The sequence below is a fragment of the Streptomyces sp. NPDC028907 genome (assembly GCF_055564995.1).
In genome coordinates this window covers 51,916-73,430 of sequence record NZ_JBVHVE010000004.1, presented here as the reverse complement: position 1 = coordinate 73,430, position 21,515 = coordinate 51,916, and the positions used below count along the sequence as shown (strand labels likewise).

The following is a 21,515-nucleotide window of genomic DNA, read 5'->3' as shown; positions in this document are numbered from 1 at the left end:
AGAGCCGAATCTGACGGTCCGTCGGAACCGCCGTTTCCATTGATGCGCGTGGGGCGGGGGTCGGCAAGGGTGATTTCCGGCCTCAACTACCCATGGGTCAACTACGGAACGCTGGGCGACATGTCCTGAAAGCCCACCACGCGCAGCAGTTGCAGGCGCTCGTAGGCCTCCGTGCCCGGGCGGGCGGTGTGGACGACCAGGAGGTGGTGGTGTTCGTGGCTGACCATGACCTCGCAGTCCAGTTCCAGGATGCCGACCAGGGGGTGGACGAAGCGTTTCGTCGCCCTGTTGCGCTGGGACACCTCGTGTTCGTCCCAGAGGCGGGCGAACTCCTCGCTGGACGCCCGTAGTTCGGCCACCAGCGCGGCCGGTTCCGGGTCGTCGGGGCGGGCCGCGGCCACCGCGCGCAGGGTGGCGACGTGGGAGCGCGCGTGGCCCGCGAGGTCCTCCTGCGGGAAGAGGGTGCGCGCGGCCGGGTCCAGGAAGAAGAGACGGGTCAGGTTGCGCTCCCGGCGCGGGCGGGACATCACGTCACCGACCAGGGCCTTCGCCATCGCGTTCTGCGCCAGCACCTCGCCGCAGTCGTTCACCACCTGCGCCGGGGTGTCGTGCAGCCGGTCCAGGATCAGCAGCAGCCCCGGGCGGACATGCGCCGACGCCGTCTCGCGCCGCGGGGGCTCCTCGCCGGCCAGATGGAAGAGGTGGTCCTGCTCGACGTCGGCCAGGCGCAGCGCGCGGGCCAGCGCCGTCAGCATCTGGCGGGACGGGCGCGGGCCCCGGGACTGTTCGAGGCGGGTGTAGTAGTCCACCGACATACCCGCCAGCTGCGCCACCTCCTCGCGGCGCAGACCGGGCGTGCGACGCCGGGTACCCGGTGTCAGGCCCACGTCCGACGGGGTCAGCCGGGCGCGGCCACGGCGCAGGAAGTCGGCGAGTTCGGCTCGGTTCACCTCTCCAGCCTGCGACAGCGCGCCCCGCTTATCCAGGGACTGCCGATCCCCTGATCAACGGGTCTCTCCCGCTCTGCCCGGCCCCGTCCGAGGGTGGTCGGTGACGAGAGGAACAGGACATGCTGACGTTGGTGACGGGTACGACAGGGCAGGTCGGCCGCCGCTTCGTGCCGAGGCTGCTGGCACAGGCCAGGGCGGGGGAGAAGGTCAGGGTGCTGGTCCGGGACGCGGCGCGGGGTGAGCCGTACGCGGAACTGGGCGCCGAGGTCGTCGTCGGCGACCTGCGGGACGCGGAGGCGCTCGGCAAGGCGGTCGCCGGGGTCGACGCGGTCGTGAATGTCGCGGCGGCCTTCCGCGGGGTGCCGGACGAGGAGGCGTGGGCGGTCAACCGGGACGCGGCCGTCGAGCTGGGCCGGGCCGCGCAGGCCTCCGGCGTACGGCGCTTCGTGCAGGTCAGCACGGGTCTGGTGTACGGCACCGGACGGGGCCGCCCGCTGACCGAGGACGACGAGATCCGGCCCGGCGGGCCGATGTGGGGCGCCTACCCGGAGTCCAAGGCGGCGGCCGAGCGGGAGCTGCTCGCGCTGGAGGGCCTGGACGTGCGCGTGGGCCGGCTCCCCTTCGTCTACGGCGAGGGCGATCCGCATCTCTCCCAGTCGCTGATGTGGGCCCGGCACTGGGCAGCCACCCAACGGCTCCAGATGGGCCATCACGCGGACGTCGCCCAGGCGCTGCTGCGCATCCTGCACGCGCCGGGCATCGCGGGCCGCGTCTACAACATCGCCGACGACGCCCCCGTCACGGCGGTCGAGTTGCACCAGCTGGGCGGCGTCGACGTCCCGGCCGAACTGTACGAGCGCACGGACCCCGACCCGTGGCACGTGATCACCTCCACCGTCCGTATCCGCCGGGAGCTGGGCTACCGCCCGCTGTACCCGTCGGTCTACGCGGCCCGGGAGGCCGGAGCGCTGTGACCGGCCTCCGGTTGCCTGACAGATGTCAGGGACCGACGCCCTGAACCACGCGCGATGCTGGGTCACTCGGGGGCGGCCCAACCGACCACGGCTGCCCCGAGTGACCGAAAACGGAGGGGCGACATGGTGAAGGCACGGTTGCGCGAGAAGGCCGGCATGGGTGTGGCGGCAGTGCTGATGATGGGCGCCATGGGTGTGGCCGCGGCGCCGTCGGCGACGGCCGCCCCGGCGGACTGCCCCAGGGAATACGTCTGCGTGTGGAACAACGACACGGCGTCGGGCAAGCCGACGTGGAAGTCGAAGGGGAATCTGTACGACCTGCGCTCGGAAAACGGGGTGACCATCGTCAACAACGGTGTGCGCCAGCCGGGTGCCGACCACATCTGGTACAACCTCACCACCACGCCGGAGAATGGTGGCAACTTCAAGGGGTGCCTGCACTACCCGAACGACACCAACATGGTGACCTTCGAGGGCCCCGTCACCCTGCACAGCGCACGGTGGGGCCGCGAATGCTGAGCTGATCGCAGGCTCTAGTCCACACCCCTGATCCGTCCCACCAGCACCGCCCCCGCCAACCCGATCGCCGCCGCCACCGCGTACAGCACGCGATATCCGCCGAGGTGGGTGACGATCGGCGCGGCGAGGGCGGGCGCCGCGACCTGGGGCAGGGCGTTGGCGACGTTGATGACGCCCAGGTCCTTGCCCCGGTCCCGCGCCGTGGGCAGGACGTCCGTCATCAGCGCGAAGTCGACCGACATGAACACCCCCAGGGCCACGCCCAGCAACGCCGCCACGACGATCGCGCCCACCCAGGTCTGCCAGCCGGCCAGCAGGGCCGTGGCCGCCGCCATCAGCACCCCGGACCACCTCACGAAGGGCTTGCGGCGGCCCACGCGGTCCGACCAGACCCCGCCCACCACGACCGTGGCCAGCAGCGCCACGGTGTCCACGGCGGTGAGGATCAGCACGCCCTGCTCGGGGTCCTCGTGGTGGAGGCGGTCCCGCAGGTAATACAGCAGATAGAGAAGCACCAGCGCGTTGCTGAGGTTGATCAGGAAGCGGGTCAGCCAGGCCCAGCCGAAGTCCGGATAGCGGCGCGGGCTCAGCCAGAGGCCGCGCGCGAAGGCACCCCAGGACCACGCCGGACGGTCCGCGGCCCCGAGCCGCAGGTCGCGGTACCGCAGCACGTACGGCAGCACCCCCGCCGCCGTGAACACCGCGCACGCCACGTACCCCGCCGCGATCCCGCCCGCGGCCGTCGCCAGGCCCGTGCCGACGACCGCCCCCAGGATCTGCGCCGCCCCCAACCAGCCGCCCACCGAGCCTCGTTGGAGCCGCGGCACCCGGTCCGGCACCGCCGCCGTCACCGCCGCGAAGGCCGCGTTCAGGGTCAGCTGCACCAGGCACCAGCCCACCGCCATCACCCACAGCCCGCTCGCCCCGGCGAGCAGCAGCAACGACAGCGCACCGCCCGCCGTGCCGGCCACGATCCACGGCGTACGGCGGCCCCAGCGGGCGGCGGTGCGGTCCGACAGCGCGCCGAAGAACGGGTTGGCCGCCAGCGACACCGCCGCGCCGACGCCGGTCACCCACGCCAGCAGCGTCTCCTTCGACATCCCGGTGCCGGGCGCGAAGTCCTCCGCCTGCCGGGCCAGCAGGATCTGCAGCGGGCCGTACCAGCCCACCCAGATCGCCACGTTGGCCAGCGACAGCGCGGCGGTCCAGCCCCTGCCGACCCGGTCCGCGGGTTCGGCGAGGGCGTCGAGTGTCATCCTTGCGTCCGGAGCACGTCCCGCAGCCAGCCGTACGACGCCTTGGGCGTCCGCTTCAGCGTCGCCGCGTCCTCGAAGTCCACGTGCACGAGCCCGAACCGCCGGGCGTACCCCTCGGCCCACTCGAAGTTGTCGAGCAGCGACCAGACGAAGTAGCCGCGTACGTCCACGCCGGCCTCGACCGCCCGGTGCAGTGCGCGGATGTGGCCGTCCAGGTAGGCGATCCGCTCCTGGTCGTCGACGCCCTCGTACGAGCAGCCGTTCTCGGTGATGACGATCGGCGGCAGCCGGTCGCCGTAGCGGTCGTGGAAGCCGGTGAGCAGTTCCGTCAGGGCTTCGGGGACCACGGGCCAGCCGAAGTCCGTCGTCGGCACGCCCTCGATCTCCCGGACCGAGAAGGGCAGTTCGGCCGGCATCCGCACCCCGCCGAACTCGATCTCGGTGCCCTGCGGGGCGCCCACGCTGGTCGGCGCGTAGTAGTTGACGCCGTAGAAGTCGAGAGGTTCGGAGATCACCTTCAGGTCCGCTTCGACGTCCCCGGGCAGCAACTCGCCGATGCCGTCCGGGTACTCGCCGAGCAGCAAGGGGTCGGCGAAGAGCCGGTTGAGGAGTACGTCGTAGAAGTCCGCCGCCTCCAGGTCCGCCTGCTTCTGGGAGGCCGGCCAGGTCGGGCCGTGCGAGTTGGCGATGCCGACGTCCCTCGCGCCGGCCGCGCGCAGCGCCCGTACGGCCTGGCCGTGGGCCAGCAGCTGGTGGTGGGCGACGGGGAGGGCGTCGAAGAGGAGCTTGCGGCCCGGGGCGTGGGTGCCGAGGGCGTGGCCCAGGAGGGTGTGTTCGGCGGGTTCGTTGATCGTGATCCACTTGCCGACACGGTCGCCCAGCCGCTCGGCGACCACGGACACGTACGCGGCGAAACGGTCGGCCGTGTCCCGGTCGAGCCAGTCCAGCCCGGCCGGCAGATCCCAGTGGAAGAGCGTCGGCACCGGTCGTACGCCCGCCGAGCACAGCTCGTCGACCAGCCGGTCGTAGAAGTCGAGGCCGTTCGGGGTGTTCACGCGGGGCCACGAGACCGAGAAGCGGTACGCGTCCACGCCCAGGTCGGCGAGGAGCGCCACGTCCTCGGGGTAGCGGTGGTAGTGGTCGCAGGCCACCTCGGCCGTGGAGCCGTCCTTCACCCGTCCCGGCTCGGCCGTGAAGGCGTCCCACACGGACCGCTCGCGCTCGTTCGCGGCGCCCTCGATCTGGTGGGCGGACGTCGATACGCCCCACAGGAAGCCGGCCGGGAACCGGGGTATCGGACTCTGCGTACCGCGCTCATCGATCGCCATGCGCCGGATCATCCGTACCGGCGGTAACGGAAGTCAACGCCCCGGCGTGAACTGCCCGTTACGCGCCTTTACGCGCCCTCTTTCAGTACCCGCGAGATCAGCTTCCGCTGTTCGTCGGTGAGCCGTGGATCCGCGCAGTACACCGTCCGGCCGTCCACGGTGATCCGGTAGCTGAAGCCGTCCGGGACCCCGACGGGGGACGTGCCCCGGCCGGACGCGAGCGCGCTCTCGGCCAGGGCATGCCACTCCTGGGCGTCGGGACGCCCCGAGGTGTCCACCTCGGCGTGCCGCTCGATGCCCGCGAACCCACCCGTGCGCTGTACCTGAATACGCATAGGTCAATGTCTAGTACGGGCTCACAGGATCCGCACCCCGACCTGTTCCCACGCCTTCTCCACCGCCTGGAGCTCCTCGCCGCCGTCGCCGAAGCGCTCGCGCGCGGCCTTCACGGTGAGCTTCGCGAAGTCGGTGAACAGGGCTCGGTCCGACAGCTCGCCGCCGGTCAGGACGTCGTACCAGACCTGTCCCGCCTTCTCCCAGGCGTGGCCGCCGAGCGCGGTGGCGGCCAGGTAGAAGGCGTGGTTGGGGATGCCCGAGTTGATGTGGACGCCGCCGTTGTCGCGGCCGGTGCGGACGTAGTCGTCCATCGTCGCGGGCTGCGGGTCCTTGCCGAGGACGTCGTCGTCGTACGCGCTGCCCGGCTCCTTCATGGAGCGCAGGGCCTTGCCGGTGACGCCCGGGGCGAGGAGTCCGGCGCCGATCAGCCAGTCGGCCTCGGCGGCGGTCTGGCCGAGCGTGTACTGCTTGATGAGGGCGCCGAACACGTCCGACATGGACTCGTTCAGGGCGCCGGGCTGGCCGTAGTAGGTGAGGTTCGCCGTGTACTGGGTGACGCCGTGGCTGAGCTCGTGGCCGATGACGTCGATCGGGATGGTGAAGTCGAGGAAGATCTCGCCGTCCCCGTCGCCGAACACCATCTGCTCGCCGTTCCAGAAGGCGTTGTTGTAGTTCTCGTCGTAGTGGACGGTGGCGTCCAGCGGCAGGCCGTCGCCGTCGATGGAGTGGCGGGCGTAGGCCTTGAGGAACAGGTCGAACGTGGCGCCGAGACCGGCGTAGGCGCGGTTGACCGTGGCGTCCTGGCCCGGGTCCTCGCCCTCGCCGCGGACCTTGGTGCCGGGCAGGGCGGTGCGGTGCTCGGCGTCGAAGATGGTGCGCAGCGGCTGGTCCGACGGTGCCTTCGCCGTCGGCGCGGCCGCGAGGGCGAACTCGGTCGTCACGCGGCGCCTGCCGCGCAGCTCGCTGTCGCGCATCAGGGTCCGGCGAGCCGGACCGGAGAGTGCGGGGTCGTCGTTGCGGGCCAGTTTGTCGAGGACGTGCGGCGGTACGACGGTGCAGAAGACGGGCTCGAAGCCCCCGTTGGTCGTCATGCCCGGCACCCTTGCACTGGGTCACCGTGCTGTCACTACCCGCCACCATGATTGGTGAAATATGCGGACAGGAAGCCGCACGCTCTGTGACGAAGTGGTATGGAACACGTTTTGTCCTATTCGTCCCCCGGGTCCCGCATACTGATACGACGCCCCGCACGGGGAGCGGCTCGGCTAGCATGCTGCGCATCATGCGTTTCGGGCTGCTTCTTCTTAGCTGCCGCGGCGAGGGCCTGTAGTCCAGGTCGACTCCCTCCCCGCGGAGCTTCGCGTTGCGTCGTCGGCCGTCCTTCCGGACACCCTGAGGAGCCCGAAGCATCATGGCGAACCGCCAGCAGCCCAGTTCCATGCCGATCCACAAGTACGGCCGCTACGAGCAGGTCGACATCCCGGACCGCACCTGGCCCCAGAACCGCGTCACCACCGCCCCCCGCTGGCTCTCCACCGACCTGCGTGACGGCAACCAGGCGCTGATCGACCCGATGTCGCCCGAGCGCAAGCGCCGGATGTTCGACCAGCTGGTCAAGATGGGCTACAAGGAGATCGAGGTCGGCTTCCCCGCGTCGGGGCAGACGGACTTCGACTTCGTACGCTCCATCATCGAGGAGCCCGGCGCGATCCCCGACGACGTCACCATCTCCGTACTGACCCAGGCCCGCGAGGACCTGATCGAGCGCACGGTGGAGTCCCTGAAGGGCGCCAAGCGCGCCACGGTCCACCTGTACAACGCCACCGCCCCCGTCTTCCGCCGGGTCGTCTTCCGCGGCTCCAGGGACGACATCAAGCAGATCGCCGTCGACGGCACCCGCCTGGTGATGGAGTACGCCGAGAAGCTGCTGGGCCCGGAGACGGAGTTCGGCTACCAGTACTCGCCGGAGATCTTCACGGACACCGAGCTGGACTTCGCCCTGGAGGTCTGCGAGGCGGTGATGGACGTCTATCAGCCCGGTCCGGGCCGCGAGATCATCCTCAACCTGCCCGCCACGGTGGAGCGTTCGACGCCGTCCACGCACGCGGACCGCTTCGAGTGGATGGGCCGTAACCTGTCCCGCCGTGAGCACGTCTGTCTGTCGGTCCATCCGCACAACGACCGCGGTACGGCGGTGGCGGCGGCGGAGCTGGCGCTGATGGCGGGTGCCGACCGTATCGAGGGCTGTCTGTTCGGGCAGGGTGAGCGCACCGGCAACGTCGACCTGGTCACGCTGGGGATGAACCTGTTCTCGCAGGGCGTCGACCCGCAGATCGACTTCTCCGACATCGACGAGATCCGCCGGGTGTGGGAGTACTGCAACCAGATGGAGGTCCACCCGCGCCATCCGTACGTGGGCGACCTGGTCTACACGTCGTTCTCCGGCTCCCACCAGGACGCCATCAAGAAGGGCTTCGACGCGATGGAGGCCGACGCGGCGGCCAGGGGTGTCACGGTGGACGACATCGAGTGGGCGGTGCCGTACCTGCCGATCGACCCCAAGGACGTCGGCCGCTCCTACGAGGCGGTCATCCGCGTCAACTCGCAGTCCGGGAAGGGCGGTATCGCCTACGTCCTGAAGAACGACCACAAGCTGGACCTGCCGCGCCGGATGCAGATCGAGTTCTCCAAGCTGATCCAGGCCAAGACGGATGCCGAGGGCGGCGAGGTCACCGGCGGCGACATCTGGGCGGTCTTCCAGGACGAGTACCTGCCGAACCCGGAGAACCCCTGGGGCCGCGTGCAGGTCAAGAACAACCAGTCGACGACCGACACCGACGGTGTGGACACGCTGAAGGTGGAGGCCACGGTGGATGGTCAGGACACGGTCCTGACCGGGTCCGGGAACGGTCCGATCTCGGCCTTCTTCGACGCGCTGCAGTCGATCGGGATCGACGTGCGGCTGCTGGACTACCAGGAGCACACGATGAGCGAGGGCGCGTCCGCGCAGGCCGCTTCGTACATCGAGTGTGCGATCGACGGCAAGGTGCTGTGGGGGATCGGGATTGACGCCAACACGACTCGGGCGTCGCTGAAGGCGGTCGTCTCCGCCGTCAACCGGGCTGCTCGTTGACGGTTCGTTCTCGCCGTAGGTCCACTGGAGAGTGGGTGCGTGCGGGCTCGTCGTGGCTTGTCGCGCAGCTCCCGGCGCCCCTTTAGGGCGTTGTCGTGCCCCGGATTCAGACGCCCCGTCCGCCGTTTCCTGGCGGGCGGGGCCCGTCGTTTTCCGGCCATTGACCTGTGCAGGTCACGGAAAGGTCTCGTTCGGGGTACTGACTGCGCGTCCCTGATGTGGCTAACATCACGCAAGCGCGGCGACGTTGCCGTGGGCTTACGGAGGTGCGACGTGCTGCCAGGACGGGGACGAGACGGCCGTGCTGCCAGGGCTGCGCGCATCCTGGGCACCCGCACCGCATGGTCGGCCGTCGGGGACGGGGAGTTCTTCTGCCCCGGCTGCGGAGGCGACCGCAACTACCAGCGGCTGAGCGGGCATCGCCGCTTCACCTTCCTCGGCGTGCCGGTGCTGCCGCGCGGCGAGACCGGGCCCGTCGTGGAGTGCGCGGCCTGTCGCCGGCACTTCGGCACCGACGCGCTCGACCATCCGACCACCACCCGCTTCTCCGCGATGCTCCGCGACGCCGTCCACACCGTCGCCCTCGCGGTGCTGGCGGCGGGCGGCACCTGTGCCCGGCCGGCCCTGGAGACGGCGGCGGTCACCGTGCGCGCGGCCGGCTTCGACGACTGCACGGAGGAACAGCTCAACGCCCTGGTGGAGGCCCTCGCGGCGGACACCGGACGCGTCTTCTCCGAGCCCTGCGGTGCCGGGCTGGCCATAGAGCTCCACGAAGCGCTGGACCCGCTGGCCCCGCACCTCGCACCGCCCGGCCGGGAGTCGATCCTGCTCCAGGGGGCACGTATCGCCCTGGCCGACGGCCCCTACACCCCCGCCGAGCGCGACGTCCTGGCGACGGTCGGCGCCGCCCTCACCATCGGCGCGGAGGACGTGCCCCGCCTGCTGGCAGCGGCGGCCCGGACGCCGTCCTAGGCCTGTCCGGCGGACCATCGGGCCCTGGCGGCCGTAGCCCCGGACAGCAGCGGTACGCCGCGGACGCGGCCGCGACGAGTACGGATACTCAGGCGCCGCGTCCCGCCGTACTCCCCAGGGAGTAATCGCGCCGTCGTGCCGCCCCCGGCAGTAGGCCCCAACTCGCCCTCCCGTCCGACGAATCCGCACCTCGGCGCCGGAAGTCTGGAAACCGACCCAGACATCCGACCCGGAGGGAGGCCCGTCGCATGGGGGCCGCAAGGACAAGCACACGGCGGAGGCGGGCCGTGCCCTGGCTCGTGCTGGGGCTCTGGATCGCCGTGCTCGCACTCGCGTCGCCGTTCGCCTCGAAGCTCGCGGACGTACAGCGGGACCGGGCCGTCGACTATCTGCCGGCGAGCGCCGACTCGACGCAGGTGGCCAGGATCGAGGACCGGCTGCCGGGTGGTGAGGCGACCGAGATGGTCGTCGTCTATCACCGGGACGGTGGGCTGACCGCGCAGGACCGGGCGACCGCCGCCGGGCAGATCGAGCGGATCGCCGGCGCTCATCGGCTCACCGGTGAGCCGCAGGGCATCCCGTCCCGGGACGGGACCACCCTCATGTACCCGGTCGCCAGCACCGAGCCGGGGCAGGACGAGAAGGCCCGGGACGCGCTCGTGGGCGAGGTACGGGACATCGCGCGGGGCGGCGACGGGCTGAGCGTCGACGTCGGCGGGCCGGGCGCGCTCGCCACCGACGCGAGCGAGGTCTACAACTCGCTCGACGGACCGCTGCTCTACACCACCGCCGCCGTGGTCGCGCTGCTGCTGATCCTCATCTACCGCAGCCCGTTCCTGTGGCTGGTCCCGCTCGCCGTGGCCGGCATGGCCGACTATCTGTCGATGGGCGTCGCCTACGGCCTCAACCAGGGGTTCGGGACGTCCGTGTCCGGCCAGAGCTCCGGCATCATGACGATCCTCGTGTTCGGCGCGGGCACCGACTACGCCCTGCTGCTCGTCTCGCGGTACCGGGAGGAGCTACGGCGGATCGAGCGGCCGTACGACGCCATGGCCGCCGCGCTCAAGGGCTGCGGGCCCGCCGTGCTCGCCTCCTCCGGCACCGTCGCCGCCGGACTGCTGTGCCTGCTCGCCGCCGACCTCAACTCCAGCCGGGGCATGGGCCCGCTCGGCACCGTCGGTGTGCTGTGCGCGCTCGCCGCGATGCTGACGCTGCTGCCCGCCATCCTGGTGCTGCTGGGCCGGCGCGTGTTCTGGCCGCTCGTGCCGCGCTACGGCAGCACACCCAAGGCCCGCCGGTCCCTGTTCACGGCGATGGGCAGCTCCGCCGGACGCCGCCCGCTGACCGTCCTCGCGGCCGGCGCCGTGCTGCTCGGCGCGCTCGCGCTCGGCGCCCTCAACCTGCCCGGCAGCCTCAAGCAGGAGGACTCCTTCACCAGCAAGCCCGACGCCGTCGCCGCCATGGAGACCCTCACCGCCGCCTACCCCGAACGCGGCACCCAGCCCATCAGCGTCATCACGCCGCGGGAGCGGGCCGACGAGACCCTCGCCTCGATCCGCGGCACCCGCGGTGTCGAAAGCGCTCGGGAAGGCCGTACCGGAGACGGCTGGACCGAGATCTCCGTCCTCGCCGCCGCGCCGCCCCAGTCCGCCGCGGAGACCGCCACCATCGAGGCCCTGCGCGACAAGCTCGACGGCTCCTACGTCGGCGGGGCGAGCGCCGAGCAGATCGATCTGAAGGACACCAACGCCCGGGACCGGCTGGTCGTCGTGCCGATCGTGCTGCTGTCCGTGCTGCTGATCCTCGTCGCCCTGCTGCGTTCGGTCGTCGCGCCGCTGATCCTGGTGGCGGCCGTGGTCGCGGTGTGGGGCGCGGCGCTCGGCATCGGCGGGCTTCTCTTCGAGCCGCTCTTCGGCTTCGAGGGCACCGATCCGGGACTGGGCCTGCTGTCCTTCGTGTTCCTGGTGGCGCTCGGCGTCGACTACGGCATCTTCCTGATGCACCGGATGCGCGAGGAGTGCCTGCACGGCGCCGAACCGGCGTCGGCCGCGCTCACCGCGCTGCGCACGACGGGCGGCGTCATCGCCTCCGCCGGGCTGGTCCTCGCCGCCACCTTCGCCGTGCTCACCAGCATGCCGCTGGTGGCCCTCGTCGAGCTGGGCCTCGTCATCGCGGTGGGCGTGCTGCTCGACACGTTCCTGGTGCGCACCTACCTGGTGACCAGCGCGAGCGTCGCCCTGGGCCGCAAGGTGTGGTGGCCGGGACGGCTCTCCCGCGAACCCGACGGGCCCCGGCCGCCGGTCCCGCCGAAGGAACCGGAGCCCATGGCCGTACCCGTGCCTTGACCGAACGGCGCCCCTCCCCTGACGGAGGGGCGCCGCCGTCCCGGAAGATGAACCCCGTGCAGGCAACCACGACAGCCCAGCGGCCCCGCGTCGGCGAGCGGGTCATGGCCGCCATCAACCGCGACCCCCTGACCGCCCCGCACCGCACCCGCAACGACGCGCTGCTGGCCGTCGCGTGGGCCGTCCTCGCCACGGTCCTCGCCCTGCTCGGCGACAAGGGGATGCGGCCCGACGCGCTCGGCTGGACCCTGCTGCTCGCCGCCCATGTGCCGCTCGTGTGGCGGCGCAGCCGTCCGCTGCCGGTGCTGTTCGCCGTGATGCTCTGCATCGCCCCGTACCACGCCCTGGAGAACAACCACGCCGCGCCGATCTTCGCGACCATGGTGGTGCTGTACACGGTCGCGGCGACCGGCACGGTGCGCCGCACGCTGCTCACCGGCGCCGCCGTCCTCGGCGTGACACTGCTCCTCAACGCCCTCACCAATCCCGACGGGACGATGGAGCTCCTGCGGATCTCCGGCTGGGTCTTCGCGTTCCTCTTCTGCGGCATCGACGTCCGCTACTACCGCCAGTACGTGGCCTCCATCGTCGAACGCGCCGAACGCGCCGAACGCACCCGCGAGGAGGAGGCCCGCCGCCGTGTCGCCGAGGAGCGCCTGCGCATCGCCCGCGACCTGCACGACCTGCTGGCCCACAGCATCACCCTCATCGGTGTGCAGACGTCGGTGGCCGCACACGTCCTCGCGGCGGACCCGGAGCGGCTGGACCGCCGGTCGATCGCCAAGTCCCTCGACGACATCGCCGAGACCTGCCGCACGGCCCGCGGTGAACTCCGTACGACGCTGGAGGTGCTGCGCGAACAGGGCGCCGCGGGCGAGACACGCGGTCCCCTGCCCGGCCTCGACGGGGTGCCGGACCTGGTGGCGGCGGCACGGCTGGCGGGGGCGCGGGTCGAGTCGACGGTACGGGTGCGTCAGGCGCCGCCCGCCGTGGGAGCGGCCGCGTACCGGATCGTGCAGGAGGCGCTGACGAACGTCGTCCGGCACGGGGGACCCGAACCGGCCGTACGGGTCGAGCTGTACGAGGAGCGCGGTGCCCTGCATCTGTCCGTCACCGACGACGGCCCCTGCCCCGTCCCCGGCGCACAGGGCACCGGCTACGGTCTCGTCGGTATGCGCGAGCGGGCGCGCAGCGTCGGTGGCACACTCGACGCCGGACCGCGTGACAAGGGGGGTTTCGAGGTGAACGCCGTGCTGCCGGTCGCAGCCGACCTGGTCGCCGACGGGGGAGGAGACCGATGATCCGCGTCCTGCTCGCGGACGACCAGACGCTCGTACGGGAGGCGTTCGCCATGCTGGTCGAGTCGGCCCCGGACATGGCGGTCGTCGGCCAGGCGGCCACCGGCCGTCAGGCCGCGGCCCTGGCCCGCAGCGTCCGCGCCGACCTCGTCGTCATGGACATCCGCATGCCCGACCTCGACGGCATCGAGGCGACCCGGCTGATCGCGGCGGACGAGGACCTGGCCGGGGTGCGGGTCCTGGTCCTCACCACCTACGACACCGACGAGAACATCGTGGACGCGCTGCGCGCCGGCGCCTCCGGGTTCCTCGTCAAGGACACCCGCCCGGCCGAACTCCTCGACGCCATCCGCACGGTGGCCGCGGGGGATGCGCTGCTGTCGCCCGGCCCGACCGCACGGCTGATCGAGCGGTTCCTGCGCAGCCCCTCCGCCCCCACGGCGGCCGGACCCGAATGCCTCTCCGAACGCGAGCGCGAGGTGCTGACCCTGGTCGCGCGCGGCCTCAACAACACCGAGGTCGCCGAGGCGTTGGGGCTCAGCCCGCTCACGGCGAAGACACACGTCAGCCGCATCATGGGCAAGCTCGGGGCACGGGACCGGGCACAGCTGGTCATCGTGGCGTACGAGTCGGGGATGGTGACACCGGGAAGCCTGTGACGGACAGGTCGATGCTGACACCCCGTCAAGGGAACTCGAGGGAACTCGATGACCATCCTGAGCCGCACACTCGGTCGTACATACCTAGTCACCGCGGTCCTCCTGACCACCCCGCTCACCACGACCGGCACCGCCTCGGCGGACACCGGCTGCACGTCCTCCGTCCCGTACGTCTCGGGCGAGGGCGACCACGACACGTACCGCATCCCGGCGATCCTCACGACCCCGCGCGGCACGGTCCTGGCCTTCGCCGAGGGCCGGCACGACGGCGCGGGCGACACCGGTGACATCGATGTCGTCCTCAGACGCTCCCTCGACGGCGGCTGCACCTGGGGCCCGGTGACGGTGGTCGCCGCCGGAGAGGGGGACACGCGGGGCAACCCGGCGCCGGTCGTCGATCCGGCCACCGGCGCGGTCGTGCTGGTCACGTCCTACAACAGCGGGGACGTGACGGAGGCGCAGATAATGCGGGGCGAGGTGACGGCGGAGCAGAGCCGTCGGGTGTTCGTGCAGCGGAGCGCGGACGACGGGCGGCACTTCACGCCGCCGCGCGACATCACGCGGCAGGTGAAGCCGGCGAACTGGCGCTGGTACGCGACCGGCCCCGGCCACGCGGTCGCGCTCACCCGCGGCAGGCACGCGGGACGGCTGGTCGTCCCGTCGAACCACTCGGTGGCCCCGGCGAACGGGTCCCCCGACACGGGACAGGAGGCCAAGTACTACGGCGCACACGCGATCTACAGCGACGACGGCGGACGCACCTGGCGGACCGGCTTCGTGGACGACACCTACGACGGCTACACCAACGCCAACGAATCCACCGCCGCCGAACTCCCCGACGGCAGGCTGTACTTCAACTCCCGCGACCAGCACGGCACCAGCACCGGGAACCGTCTCGACAGCCTCTCCGGCGACGGCGGACAGACCCTGGACCGCCCGTACACCGTCCAGTCCTCGCTGAACGACGTGCCCGTGGTGGAGGGAAGCGTCCTCCAACTCCCCGGCCCCGGCGGCCCGTTGCTGTTCTCGGGTCCGTCCGTGCCCACCGCCCGTCAGTCGATGGCCGTGTGGCGCAGCACGGACGGCGGAGCGAGCTTCACGAAGGCGCTGACGCTGTCCGGGCAGCGGGCGGCGTACTCGGACCTGGTGCCGCTCGGCCGGCGGACGGTCGGGATCCTGTACGAGACCGGGGTGGCGGGGCCCTACGAGTCGATCGAGTTCCGGCGGCTGCCGGTCGACGGGCTTCAGGGGGCCGTCACGGGGCCGACCGGATGACGAAGACCTGACTGTCCTTCGGACGGCACGGTTCCACCACGGCCTCGGCTCCCTCGGCGGTGTCCGCGTCCCTGATGGCCACGCAGCCCCGGCCGTCGACGCGCAGCGAGTACCGCCGGCTGCCGTCGGGCCCGGCCGGCTCGATACGGAACGGGGTGGTCCGCCCGCAGTCGTCCCACGGCTCCAGCAGCCCGGCGCCCGGCCCCTCGGCCAGGGCGGTCAGGCAGCCGGGGCCGTGGTCGGGGTGGTACCAGCGGATCCGGAAGGTGTTCCTGCCGAGCGGCACCAGCGTCGTCTCCTGGGGCGCTACCTCGTCGCACGGCCGCTGCACGGCGACCAGCGACTCGTACCGGCTGCCGAAACCGTCCGTCAGACACAGGCCGTCCGCCAGGGCCGGACGGATCTGCGCACGGCCCCGGGGCAGCTCGGACCGCGTGTCCGTCGCGGCGGGGCTCCCGTCCCCGGAACCCTTCGTGCCGCCGGCGCCCCCGGAGGGGACCAGGACCCAGGCGGCGGCGCCCAGCAGCGCCACGAGGACCACCGACGCCGGCAGCACGGGAACCCCGAACACCCGCGCACCGAGGCGTCCGCCCCGCACGGGAGGCACGCTGCCCTCCTCGGCGCCCTTGCCCCGGGCCAGCTCGTCCCGGGCCGTCAGCCACTGCGCGGACCGCTCACCGTCCCCGCAGGCCCGCACGAAGGCGGCCAGCAGTTCCGGCCGCGGCAGGGTCCGGCCGCGCAGCACGTCGGCCAGGGTGCTGCGCGGCAACACCTCGCCCTGCTCGGCGGCACGCTCCTCCAACTGGCGGTACGTCAGCCCCGACCGGTCCTTGAGCTCCCGCAGGGCTGCGACGAACTCGGCGGTGTCACGCGCCTGTTGCGGATCCGTGTCCCCCCTGGTCTCCATGACGCACATGGTCGGCCCTGCCCGAACGGTCGCACAATCCCGTTTCCCGCCAGCGTCACCCGGCTCCGGACAGAGACCCGGACAAGGCGCTGACCAGGCCGGACAGCGAGCGGGCTGTCCGGGACAGCGATGCCCCTTGTTCCGGTCCGGCCCGCCCCGGCAGGCTCGGTGCTGCCCCGGCCGGAGCATCCGTCCACCGACTTCTCGATCCCAGGGGGATACGTCATGCCCATGCGTCAGCGCATCGCCGCGACCGCCGTCTCGGCCCTGCTCGCGGGCGGCGCCATCGGCCTCGCCCCGGCGGCCCAGGCACGCGACATCGCGCCGGCTTCCTGCTACGGCAGCGCGAACGGCTACCTCAAGCCGGCCGGCACGTACTGGCTCCCGGCGGGCGATGTGTTCAGCACCTCCAGCGCCTGCGCCGACATCAACATCAAGCCCAACACCAACCGGTACGTGAAGGTCTGCTTCGAGACCAACGGCCGCCTGGAGTGCCAGGCGAACTACAAGCTCGCCCGCGCCGGCCAGTGGAACGTGATCGCGACGAACGTGCGGGACGGCGCCCTGTTCGCCTTCGAGTTCCGCTCGGACGCGAAGTCCACCGGCAGCTGGGCCGCCTGACGGGGGAACGGGGGAACGGGGGACGCGGGGGCCGGGCCGGCTACAGCAGCCCGGCCCCCGCGAGGTACTTCCCCACGCGCTCCACCTCCGCCGCCGACAGCGGCACCTGGGGCTCCGCCGTCGCCGGGCAGTCGATGACGCCCCGCAGGTGCAGCGCCGCCTTGAACGCGCCCAGCGCCGCCGAACTGCCGCCCATCCGGCCGGGATCCCCGACCCTCACCATGCCGAACAGCCCGCACAGCCGCTCCTGTTCGGCCCGGGCCGACTCCAGGTCGCCGGACCGGCACAGGCGGTCGAGGCGGACGTATCCGTGCGGGTCGACGTTGGCCAGCCCCGGCACCGCCCCGTCCGCGCCCACCTCCAGTGCCGCGTCGACGATGAGCTCGGAGCCGGTCAGCACGCTGAAGTCCTTGATGTCGGGACGGCCGCGGGCGCCGACGACGACCTCACGGAAGCCGGCGAGGTCGCCGCTGGAGTCCTTCAGGCCCGCCAGGGCGCCCTCGGCTGCCAGGTCGAGGACGACTTCGGCGGGGAGCTTGGTGTGGACGGCGGACGGGATGTCGTACGCGACCACCGGCACCGGGGAGGCGGCCGCGATCAGGCGGTAGTGGCGGGCGATCTCGGCGGGGTGGGTGCGGGCGTAGAAGGGGGCTGTCGCGACCACGGCGTCGGCACCCGCGTCCGTGACGTCCCGTACACGGTCCAGGACCCTCGGGGTCGTCATGTCGATCACACCGGCCAGGACGGGCAGCCGACCGGCCACATGCCCGGTCACCGACTCCACCACCAACTTGCGCTGGCGGTCCGTCAGATACGCCACCTCCGACGTCGAGCCCAGCACGAACAGGCCCTGCACCCCGCCCTGCACCAGGTGGTCGACCAGCCTGAGCAGGGACGGGACGTCCACCTCGCGGTCCGGTGTCAGGGGAGTGCAGACGGGCGGGACGACACCGGTGAGCGGGGTGGGGAACGTCATCAGGGCTCCTTGGCAAGGTTGCTCTGTCGTACGAGGTCGCGGGTGGCCTCGTCCTCCTCCACCGGATGGTGGCACCTGAAACGGTGCTCCGGGCTCGACGCGGCCGTGAAGTCCGGCATCTCCCGCGCACACACCTCGTCCGCCTTCCAGCAGCGCGTCCGGAAGGGGCACCCGCTCGGCGGCCGGGTCGCCGACGGGACCGGGCCGACCAGCGGGATCGGGTCGATCGGGTCCAGCAGGCCGGGGGTCGCGGAGAACAGGGCACGGGTGTACGGGTGCCGGGAGCCGTCGGTGACACCGTCCGCCGGGGCCTCCTCGACGATCCGGCCCAGGTACATCGTGATCACCCGGTCACTCATCCGGCGTACCGTCTGGATGTCGTGCGAGACGAACACCAGGGCCAGGCCCAGCCGTTCCTTCAGGTCGAGGAGGAGGTTCAGGATCTGGGCGCGCACCGACACGTCCAGCGCGCTCGTCGGCTCGTCCGCCACCACCAGATCGGGGTCCAGGGCCAGCGCCCGGGCGATGGCGACGCGCTGGCGCTGACCGCCCGACAGCTGACCGGGCAACGCGTCGGTGAGGGCGCGGGGCAGGCCGACCAGGGCCATCAACTCCCGTACCCGCTCCTCGCGCTGGGCTCGCGTCCCGCGGTCGTGCACGTCCAGCGGGTCCCGCATGATCTGCCGGATCGTCAGGCGGCGGTTCAGCGCGGTCGCCGGGTCCTGGAAGATCATCCCGGTTCCGGCGCCGACCGCCGTCCTGCGTTCGGCCGGGCTCATCGCCCACAGGTCCCGGCCCCGCAGGGACACCGTTCCGGCCGTCGGCCGCTCCACCCCCACCAGCACCTTCGCCAGCGTCGACTTGCCGCACCCCGACTCGCCGACCACGCCCACCGTCTCGCCGGCCGCGATGGTGAGATCGGCGCCGGTCAGGGCGTACACCTTGTCCCGGGTGAACAGCCCGCCGCTGCGGGCCTTGTGCACGACGTGCGCGTCGGACAGCTCCACGAGCGCGTTCACTGGACGACCCCGCTTTCGGAGCGATCCGTCGGCGCCAGGGCGATCGCCGGGTGGTGGCAGGCCGCCGTGTGGGTCGGCGGGCCGGTAAGAACGGGGGCCGTCGTGCGGCACACCTCGCTCGCCAGCGGGCAGCGGTCGGCGAAGCGGCAGCCCGCCGGGAAGTCCGCGGGGGAGGGGACGACGCCCTTGATCTGCGTCATCCGTTCCTGGGCCGACTCCAGGGACAGCACGCTGCCCAGCAGGCCGCGCGTGTAGTGGTGCGCCGGGGACTCCACCAGGTCCGCGGTCACGCCCGTCTCCACGATCTGCCCGCCGTACATCACGATCACCCGGTCGGTGACGTCCGCGACCAGCGCGAGGTCGTGCGAGACGAGGATCAGGGCGAAGCCCAGCTCCTCCCGCAGCCTCAGCAGCAGCTCTATGATCTGCGCCTGCACGGTGACGTCCAGCGCGGTCGTCGGCTCGTCGGCCACGATCAGCTTGGGGTCGCGGGACAGGGCCATGGCGATGAGGACGCGCTGGCGCTGGCCGCCGGAGAGTTCGTGCGGGTAGCTGCGCAGGGTGCGGTCGGGGTCCAGGCCGACCATCGTCAGGAGCTCGTGCGGGGTACGGCGGCCTCCTCGGCGTACGACCTGCCCCAGCTGGGAGCGGATCGTCATCGCCGGGTTCAGGGACGACAGGGCGTCCTGGTAGATCATCGCCATCTCGTGGCCCAGCAGCTTGCGGCGCACGCGCATCGGCTCGCCCACCAACTGCCGCTGGTCGAAGCGGACATGGCCGCGCACCCGGGCACCCTTCGGTTCCAGACCCATCACCGCGAGCGCGGTCAGCGACTTCCCGCAGCCCGACTCGCCGACCAGCCCCAGTACCTCACCGGGCCGCACCTCGAAGCTGATCCCGTCGACGATGTCCACGCCGCCATGGCGGCCCTCGAACCCGATCGCCAGGTTCTCGACCGCGAGCACCGGCAGCCGCCCCCGCGGCAGGGGCCGGGCCCGGGACCGCAGCCGCGCCGCCGCCTCCGGCAGCCCCGGCAGCCGCAGCACCTCACCGCTGCCCGGCTCCGGCGCCTCCAGCCGGTCCGCTGAGTCCCGTACGTCGACCTCGCGCGCCGAGGGCGCCGCCCACGCGTCCGACACCCCCTCGGAGAGGATGTTCAGCGAGAGCACCGTCACCAGCATCAGCAGGCCGGGGAAGACGGTCGCCCACCAGCCGCCGGTCAGCACCATGTTCTTGCCGTCGGCGATGACACTGCCCCACGACGGGTCCGGCGGCCGTACGCCCGCGCCGATGAAGGACAGCGACGCCTCGAAGACGATCGCCTCCGCCACCTGGACCGTGCAGAACACCAGCACGGGCGCGGCGCAGTTGATCGCCACGTGTTTGATGACGATGTGGGGCGTGCGGGCGCCGATGACCCGTTCCGCCGTGACGTAGTCCTCGCCGTACTGGTCGAGGACGTTCGCCCGGACGACCCTCGCCACGGGCGGTGTGAAGAGGAAGGCGATGGCGCAGATCAGGACGGTGATCCCACCGCCGAACACGGCCACGAGCACCGCGGCCAGCGCGATGCCCGGGAACGCCATCACCACGTCCAGGCAGCGCATCAGCGTCTCGTCGACCGCCTTGCGGGAGGTCGCCGCGACGGCCCCGATCAGCGCGCCCACGACCAGTGCGAGCCCGGTCGCGCCGAGCCCGATCGCCAGCGACCAGCGGGCGCCGTACATCAGCCGGCTGAGGATGTCCCGGCCGAGGCTGTCCTGGCCCATCCAGTGGTCGGCGGACGGATGCCCGGTGCCGCCGACGGGCGGCTGCTGGTCCAGCGGGTCGTGCGGAGCGAGGAGCGGGGCGAACAGCGCCAGCAGGACCACGACCGTCAGGAAGCAGACGGCCACCTTCGACAGCAGCGGCAGCCGGCGCCGGCCGCGCAGCCGGATGCCGGGCCGGGACAGGGCGTCGGCCAGACGCCTCCGGTTGAACGTCATGTCGCCTCCCGCAGGCGCGGGTTGACCAGCAGATACAGAATGTCGATGACGAGGTTGACGACGACGAAGCCGGTCGCCGTGGTGAGCACGACGCCCTGGACGACCGCGGGGTCACCGTTCTTCACCGCGTCGATCATCAGCTTCCCCATCCCGGGCAGGGAGAAGATCGTCTCGATGACCACGGCGCCGCCCAGCAGATAGCCGACGCGCAGCCCGAGGACGGTGAGCGGGTTGATGAGGGCGTTCCGCAGGACGTTGCGGCCGACGACCACGCGCGGCGGCAGCCCGCTGCCGATCGCCGTGCGGACGTAGTCCTTGTCGAGCTCCTCCACCACCGCCGTCCGCACGATCCTGGTCAGCTGTGCCGCCACCGGCAGGGACAGCGCGAGGGCGGGCAGGGTCATGGTCTTCAGCCAGCCGGTGAAGGAGTCCGCCGGGTTGATGTAGCCGCCGGTCGGGAACCAGCCGAGGTCGACGGCCAGGTACTGGATCATCAGCAGCGCCAGCCAGAAGCCGGGGGCGGCGACCCCGGTCAGGGAGACGACGCGGATGACCTGGTCGGGCAGACGGTCGCGGTAGATGGCCGCCGTCACGCCGCCCAGCAGCGACAGTACGACCGCGATGCCGAGGCCCAGGAAGGTGAGCTGGAGCGTCAGCGGCAGCGCGGTCATGACCTGGTCGACGACCGGTGCCCGGGTCAGGGCGCTGATGCCCATGTCGCCGTGGAGCAGGTCGCCGATGAAGGCGACGTAGCGGACGGGGAGGGGATCCAGCAGACCGTTCTCCTCGCGGAAGTCGTGCAGCTGCTGGGGGGTGGGGTTGGCGCCCTGGAAGAACGCGGACGCCGGGTCGACGTCCGAGAAGCGCATGACCAGGAACACGAACAGCACGATGCCGAGCATCAGCGGCACGAGCAGGGCGACACGGCGGGCCAGGATCCTGACGACGGCGATCACGGACCG

Annotated in this window: 19 protein-coding genes; 9 read left to right on the top strand and 10 right to left on the bottom strand. The window is 71.8% G+C overall.

What is annotated here, in order from left to right; all coding sequences use genetic code 11:
* Positions 1–101: 101 nt before the first annotated feature.
* On the bottom strand, positions 102–950 hold the full coding sequence (locus tag ACZ4UU_RS13060; protein ID WP_468039352.1) for a helix-turn-helix transcriptional regulator: 849 nt from the start codon (positions 948–950) through the stop codon (positions 102–104).
* Positions 951–1,069: 119 nt separating this feature from the next.
* Between ACZ4UU_RS13060 and ACZ4UU_RS13055 the strand changes: the two genes are divergently transcribed.
* On the top strand, positions 1,070–1,924 hold the full coding sequence (locus ACZ4UU_RS13055) for an NAD-dependent epimerase/dehydratase family protein (protein WP_468039350.1): 855 nt from the start codon (positions 1,070–1,072) through the stop codon (positions 1,922–1,924).
* A gap of 123 nt (positions 1,925–2,047) precedes the next feature.
* Positions 2,048–2,443: a peptidase inhibitor family I36 protein gene (locus ACZ4UU_RS13050; RefSeq protein WP_468039348.1), complete on the top strand. Its 396-nt coding sequence runs from the start codon at positions 2,048–2,050 to the stop codon at positions 2,441–2,443.
* Positions 2,444–2,457: 14 nt separating this feature from the next.
* Here the strand turns inward: ACZ4UU_RS13050 and ACZ4UU_RS13045 are convergent, their stop codons facing one another.
* The 4 genes from ACZ4UU_RS13045 to ACZ4UU_RS13030 are packed head-to-tail and all read right to left on the bottom strand — an operon-like array spanning position 2,458 to position 6,454.
* A complete protein-coding gene (locus tag ACZ4UU_RS13045; protein WP_468039346.1) occupies positions 2,458–3,699 on the bottom strand; it encodes an MFS transporter in 1,242 nt (413 codons plus the stop codon).
* Positions 3,696–5,039 carry a GH1 family beta-glucosidase gene (locus ACZ4UU_RS13040; RefSeq protein WP_468039345.1) on the bottom strand — a complete coding sequence of 448 codons (1,344 nt, stop codon included), beginning with the start codon at positions 5,037–5,039 and terminating at the stop codon, positions 3,696–3,698. The genes ACZ4UU_RS13045 and ACZ4UU_RS13040 overlap by 4 nt, the downstream gene beginning before the upstream one ends.
* 56 nt (positions 5,040–5,095) lie before the next feature.
* Positions 5,096–5,362, bottom strand: coding sequence for a protealysin inhibitor emfourin (locus ACZ4UU_RS13035; RefSeq protein WP_468039343.1), 267 nt, complete (start codon positions 5,360–5,362; stop codon positions 5,096–5,098).
* A 21-nt stretch (positions 5,363–5,383) separates the two neighbouring features.
* On the bottom strand, positions 5,384–6,454 hold the full coding sequence (locus ACZ4UU_RS13030; protein WP_468039341.1) for a M4 family metallopeptidase: 1,071 nt from the start codon (positions 6,452–6,454) through the stop codon (positions 5,384–5,386).
* A gap of 320 nt (positions 6,455–6,774) precedes the next feature.
* Here ACZ4UU_RS13030 and leuA point away from each other — a divergent pair, with 320 nt between their 5' ends.
* The 6 genes from leuA (at position 6,775) to ACZ4UU_RS13000 (ending at position 15,045) form a co-directional block, all read left to right on the top strand.
* Positions 6,775–8,496, top strand: a complete 1,722-nt coding sequence (gene leuA / locus ACZ4UU_RS13025; protein WP_468039339.1) for a 2-isopropylmalate synthase — start codon at positions 6,775–6,777, stop codon at positions 8,494–8,496.
* Between the two features lie 273 nt (positions 8,497–8,769).
* Positions 8,770–9,468, top strand: coding sequence for a TerB family tellurite resistance protein (locus tag ACZ4UU_RS13020; protein ID WP_468039337.1), 699 nt, complete (start codon positions 8,770–8,772; stop codon positions 9,466–9,468).
* 248 nt (positions 9,469–9,716) lie between these two features.
* Positions 9,717–11,813, top strand: a complete 2,097-nt coding sequence (locus ACZ4UU_RS13015; protein WP_468039335.1) for an MMPL family transporter — start codon at positions 9,717–9,719, stop codon at positions 11,811–11,813.
* Between the two features lie 47 nt (positions 11,814–11,860).
* Entirely contained in the window at positions 11,861–13,114 is a 1,254-nt protein-coding gene (locus ACZ4UU_RS13010; RefSeq protein ID WP_468039333.1) for a sensor histidine kinase, read from the top strand.
* Complete coding sequence (locus ACZ4UU_RS13005) at positions 13,111–13,770, top strand: response regulator (RefSeq protein WP_468039331.1); 660 nt, start codon at positions 13,111–13,113, stop codon at positions 13,768–13,770. Before ACZ4UU_RS13010 ends, ACZ4UU_RS13005 begins: the two co-directional genes overlap by 4 nt.
* 48 nt (positions 13,771–13,818) lie before the next feature.
* Positions 13,819–15,045 carry a sialidase family protein gene (locus ACZ4UU_RS13000; RefSeq protein WP_468039329.1) on the top strand — a complete coding sequence of 409 codons (1,227 nt, stop codon included), beginning with the start codon at positions 13,819–13,821 and terminating at the stop codon, positions 15,043–15,045.
* Here the strand turns inward: ACZ4UU_RS13000 and ACZ4UU_RS12995 are convergent.
* On the bottom strand, positions 15,026–15,952 hold the full coding sequence (locus tag ACZ4UU_RS12995; protein WP_468039327.1) for a helix-turn-helix domain-containing protein: 927 nt from the start codon (positions 15,950–15,952) through the stop codon (positions 15,026–15,028). The genes ACZ4UU_RS13000 and ACZ4UU_RS12995 overlap by 20 nt on opposite strands.
* 225 nt (positions 15,953–16,177) lie before the next feature.
* Here ACZ4UU_RS12995 and ACZ4UU_RS12990 point away from each other — a divergent pair, with 225 nt between their 5' ends.
* Positions 16,178–16,573 (top strand): hypothetical protein, encoded by a 396-nt coding sequence (locus ACZ4UU_RS12990; protein ID WP_468039325.1) that lies wholly within the window; start codon positions 16,178–16,180, stop codon positions 16,571–16,573.
* A gap of 40 nt (positions 16,574–16,613) precedes the next feature.
* Here the strand turns inward: ACZ4UU_RS12990 and ACZ4UU_RS12985 are convergent, their stop codons facing one another.
* The 4 genes from ACZ4UU_RS12985 to ACZ4UU_RS12970 are packed head-to-tail and all read right to left on the bottom strand — an operon-like array spanning position 16,614 to position 21,509.
* Positions 16,614–17,549 carry a dihydrodipicolinate synthase family protein gene (locus tag ACZ4UU_RS12985; protein WP_468039323.1) on the bottom strand — a complete coding sequence of 312 codons (936 nt, stop codon included), beginning with the start codon at positions 17,547–17,549 and terminating at the stop codon, positions 16,614–16,616.
* The gene (locus ACZ4UU_RS12980; protein ID WP_468039321.1) at positions 17,549–18,568 is read right to left on the bottom strand and encodes an oligopeptide/dipeptide ABC transporter ATP-binding protein; all 1,020 of its coding nucleotides are present in this window, start codon (positions 18,566–18,568) and stop codon (positions 17,549–17,551) included. The genes ACZ4UU_RS12985 and ACZ4UU_RS12980 overlap by 1 nt, the downstream gene beginning before the upstream one ends.
* Positions 18,565–20,553 carry a dipeptide/oligopeptide/nickel ABC transporter permease/ATP-binding protein gene (locus ACZ4UU_RS12975; protein WP_468039319.1) on the bottom strand — a complete coding sequence of 663 codons (1,989 nt, stop codon included), beginning with the start codon at positions 20,551–20,553 and terminating at the stop codon, positions 18,565–18,567. Before ACZ4UU_RS12975 ends, ACZ4UU_RS12980 begins: the two co-directional genes overlap by 4 nt.
* Positions 20,550–21,509, bottom strand: coding sequence for an ABC transporter permease (locus ACZ4UU_RS12970; RefSeq protein ID WP_468039317.1), 960 nt, complete (start codon positions 21,507–21,509; stop codon positions 20,550–20,552). The genes ACZ4UU_RS12975 and ACZ4UU_RS12970 overlap by 4 nt, the downstream gene beginning before the upstream one ends.
* Positions 21,510–21,515 lie beyond the last annotated feature (6 nt).

Coding starts and splice junctions, on each gene's coding strand:
- ACZ4UU_RS13055 (WP_468039350.1), top strand. CDS start 1,070: ATGCTGACGTTGGTGACGGGTACGACAGGGCAGGTCGGCCGCCGCTTC.
- ACZ4UU_RS13050 (WP_468039348.1), top strand. CDS start 2,048: ATGGTGAAGGCACGGTTGCGCGAGAAGGCCGGCATGGGTGTGGCGGCA.
- ACZ4UU_RS13045 (WP_468039346.1), bottom strand. CDS start 3,699: ATGACACTCGACGCCCTCGCCGAACCCGCGGACCGGGTCGGCAGGGGC.
- ACZ4UU_RS13040 (WP_468039345.1), bottom strand. CDS start 5,039: ATGATCCGGCGCATGGCGATCGATGAGCGCGGTACGCAGAGTCCGATA.
- ACZ4UU_RS13035 (WP_468039343.1), bottom strand. CDS start 5,362: ATGCGTATTCAGGTACAGCGCACGGGTGGGTTCGCGGGCATCGAGCGG.
- ACZ4UU_RS13030 (WP_468039341.1), bottom strand. CDS start 6,454: ATGACGACCAACGGGGGCTTCGAGCCCGTCTTCTGCACCGTCGTACCG.
- leuA (WP_468039339.1), top strand. CDS start 6,775: ATGGCGAACCGCCAGCAGCCCAGTTCCATGCCGATCCACAAGTACGGC.
- ACZ4UU_RS13015 (WP_468039335.1), top strand. CDS start 9,717: ATGGGGGCCGCAAGGACAAGCACACGGCGGAGGCGGGCCGTGCCCTGG.
- ACZ4UU_RS13010 (WP_468039333.1), top strand. CDS start 11,861: ATGAACCCCGTGCAGGCAACCACGACAGCCCAGCGGCCCCGCGTCGGC.
- ACZ4UU_RS13005 (WP_468039331.1), top strand. CDS start 13,111: ATGATCCGCGTCCTGCTCGCGGACGACCAGACGCTCGTACGGGAGGCG.
- ACZ4UU_RS13000 (WP_468039329.1), top strand. CDS start 13,819: ATGACCATCCTGAGCCGCACACTCGGTCGTACATACCTAGTCACCGCG.
- ACZ4UU_RS12995 (WP_468039327.1), bottom strand. CDS start 15,952: ATGGAGACCAGGGGGGACACGGATCCGCAACAGGCGCGTGACACCGCC.
- ACZ4UU_RS12990 (WP_468039325.1), top strand. CDS start 16,178: ATGCCCATGCGTCAGCGCATCGCCGCGACCGCCGTCTCGGCCCTGCTC.
- ACZ4UU_RS12985 (WP_468039323.1), bottom strand. CDS start 17,549: ATGACGTTCCCCACCCCGCTCACCGGTGTCGTCCCGCCCGTCTGCACT.
- ACZ4UU_RS12975 (WP_468039319.1), bottom strand. CDS start 20,553: ATGACGTTCAACCGGAGGCGTCTGGCCGACGCCCTGTCCCGGCCCGGC.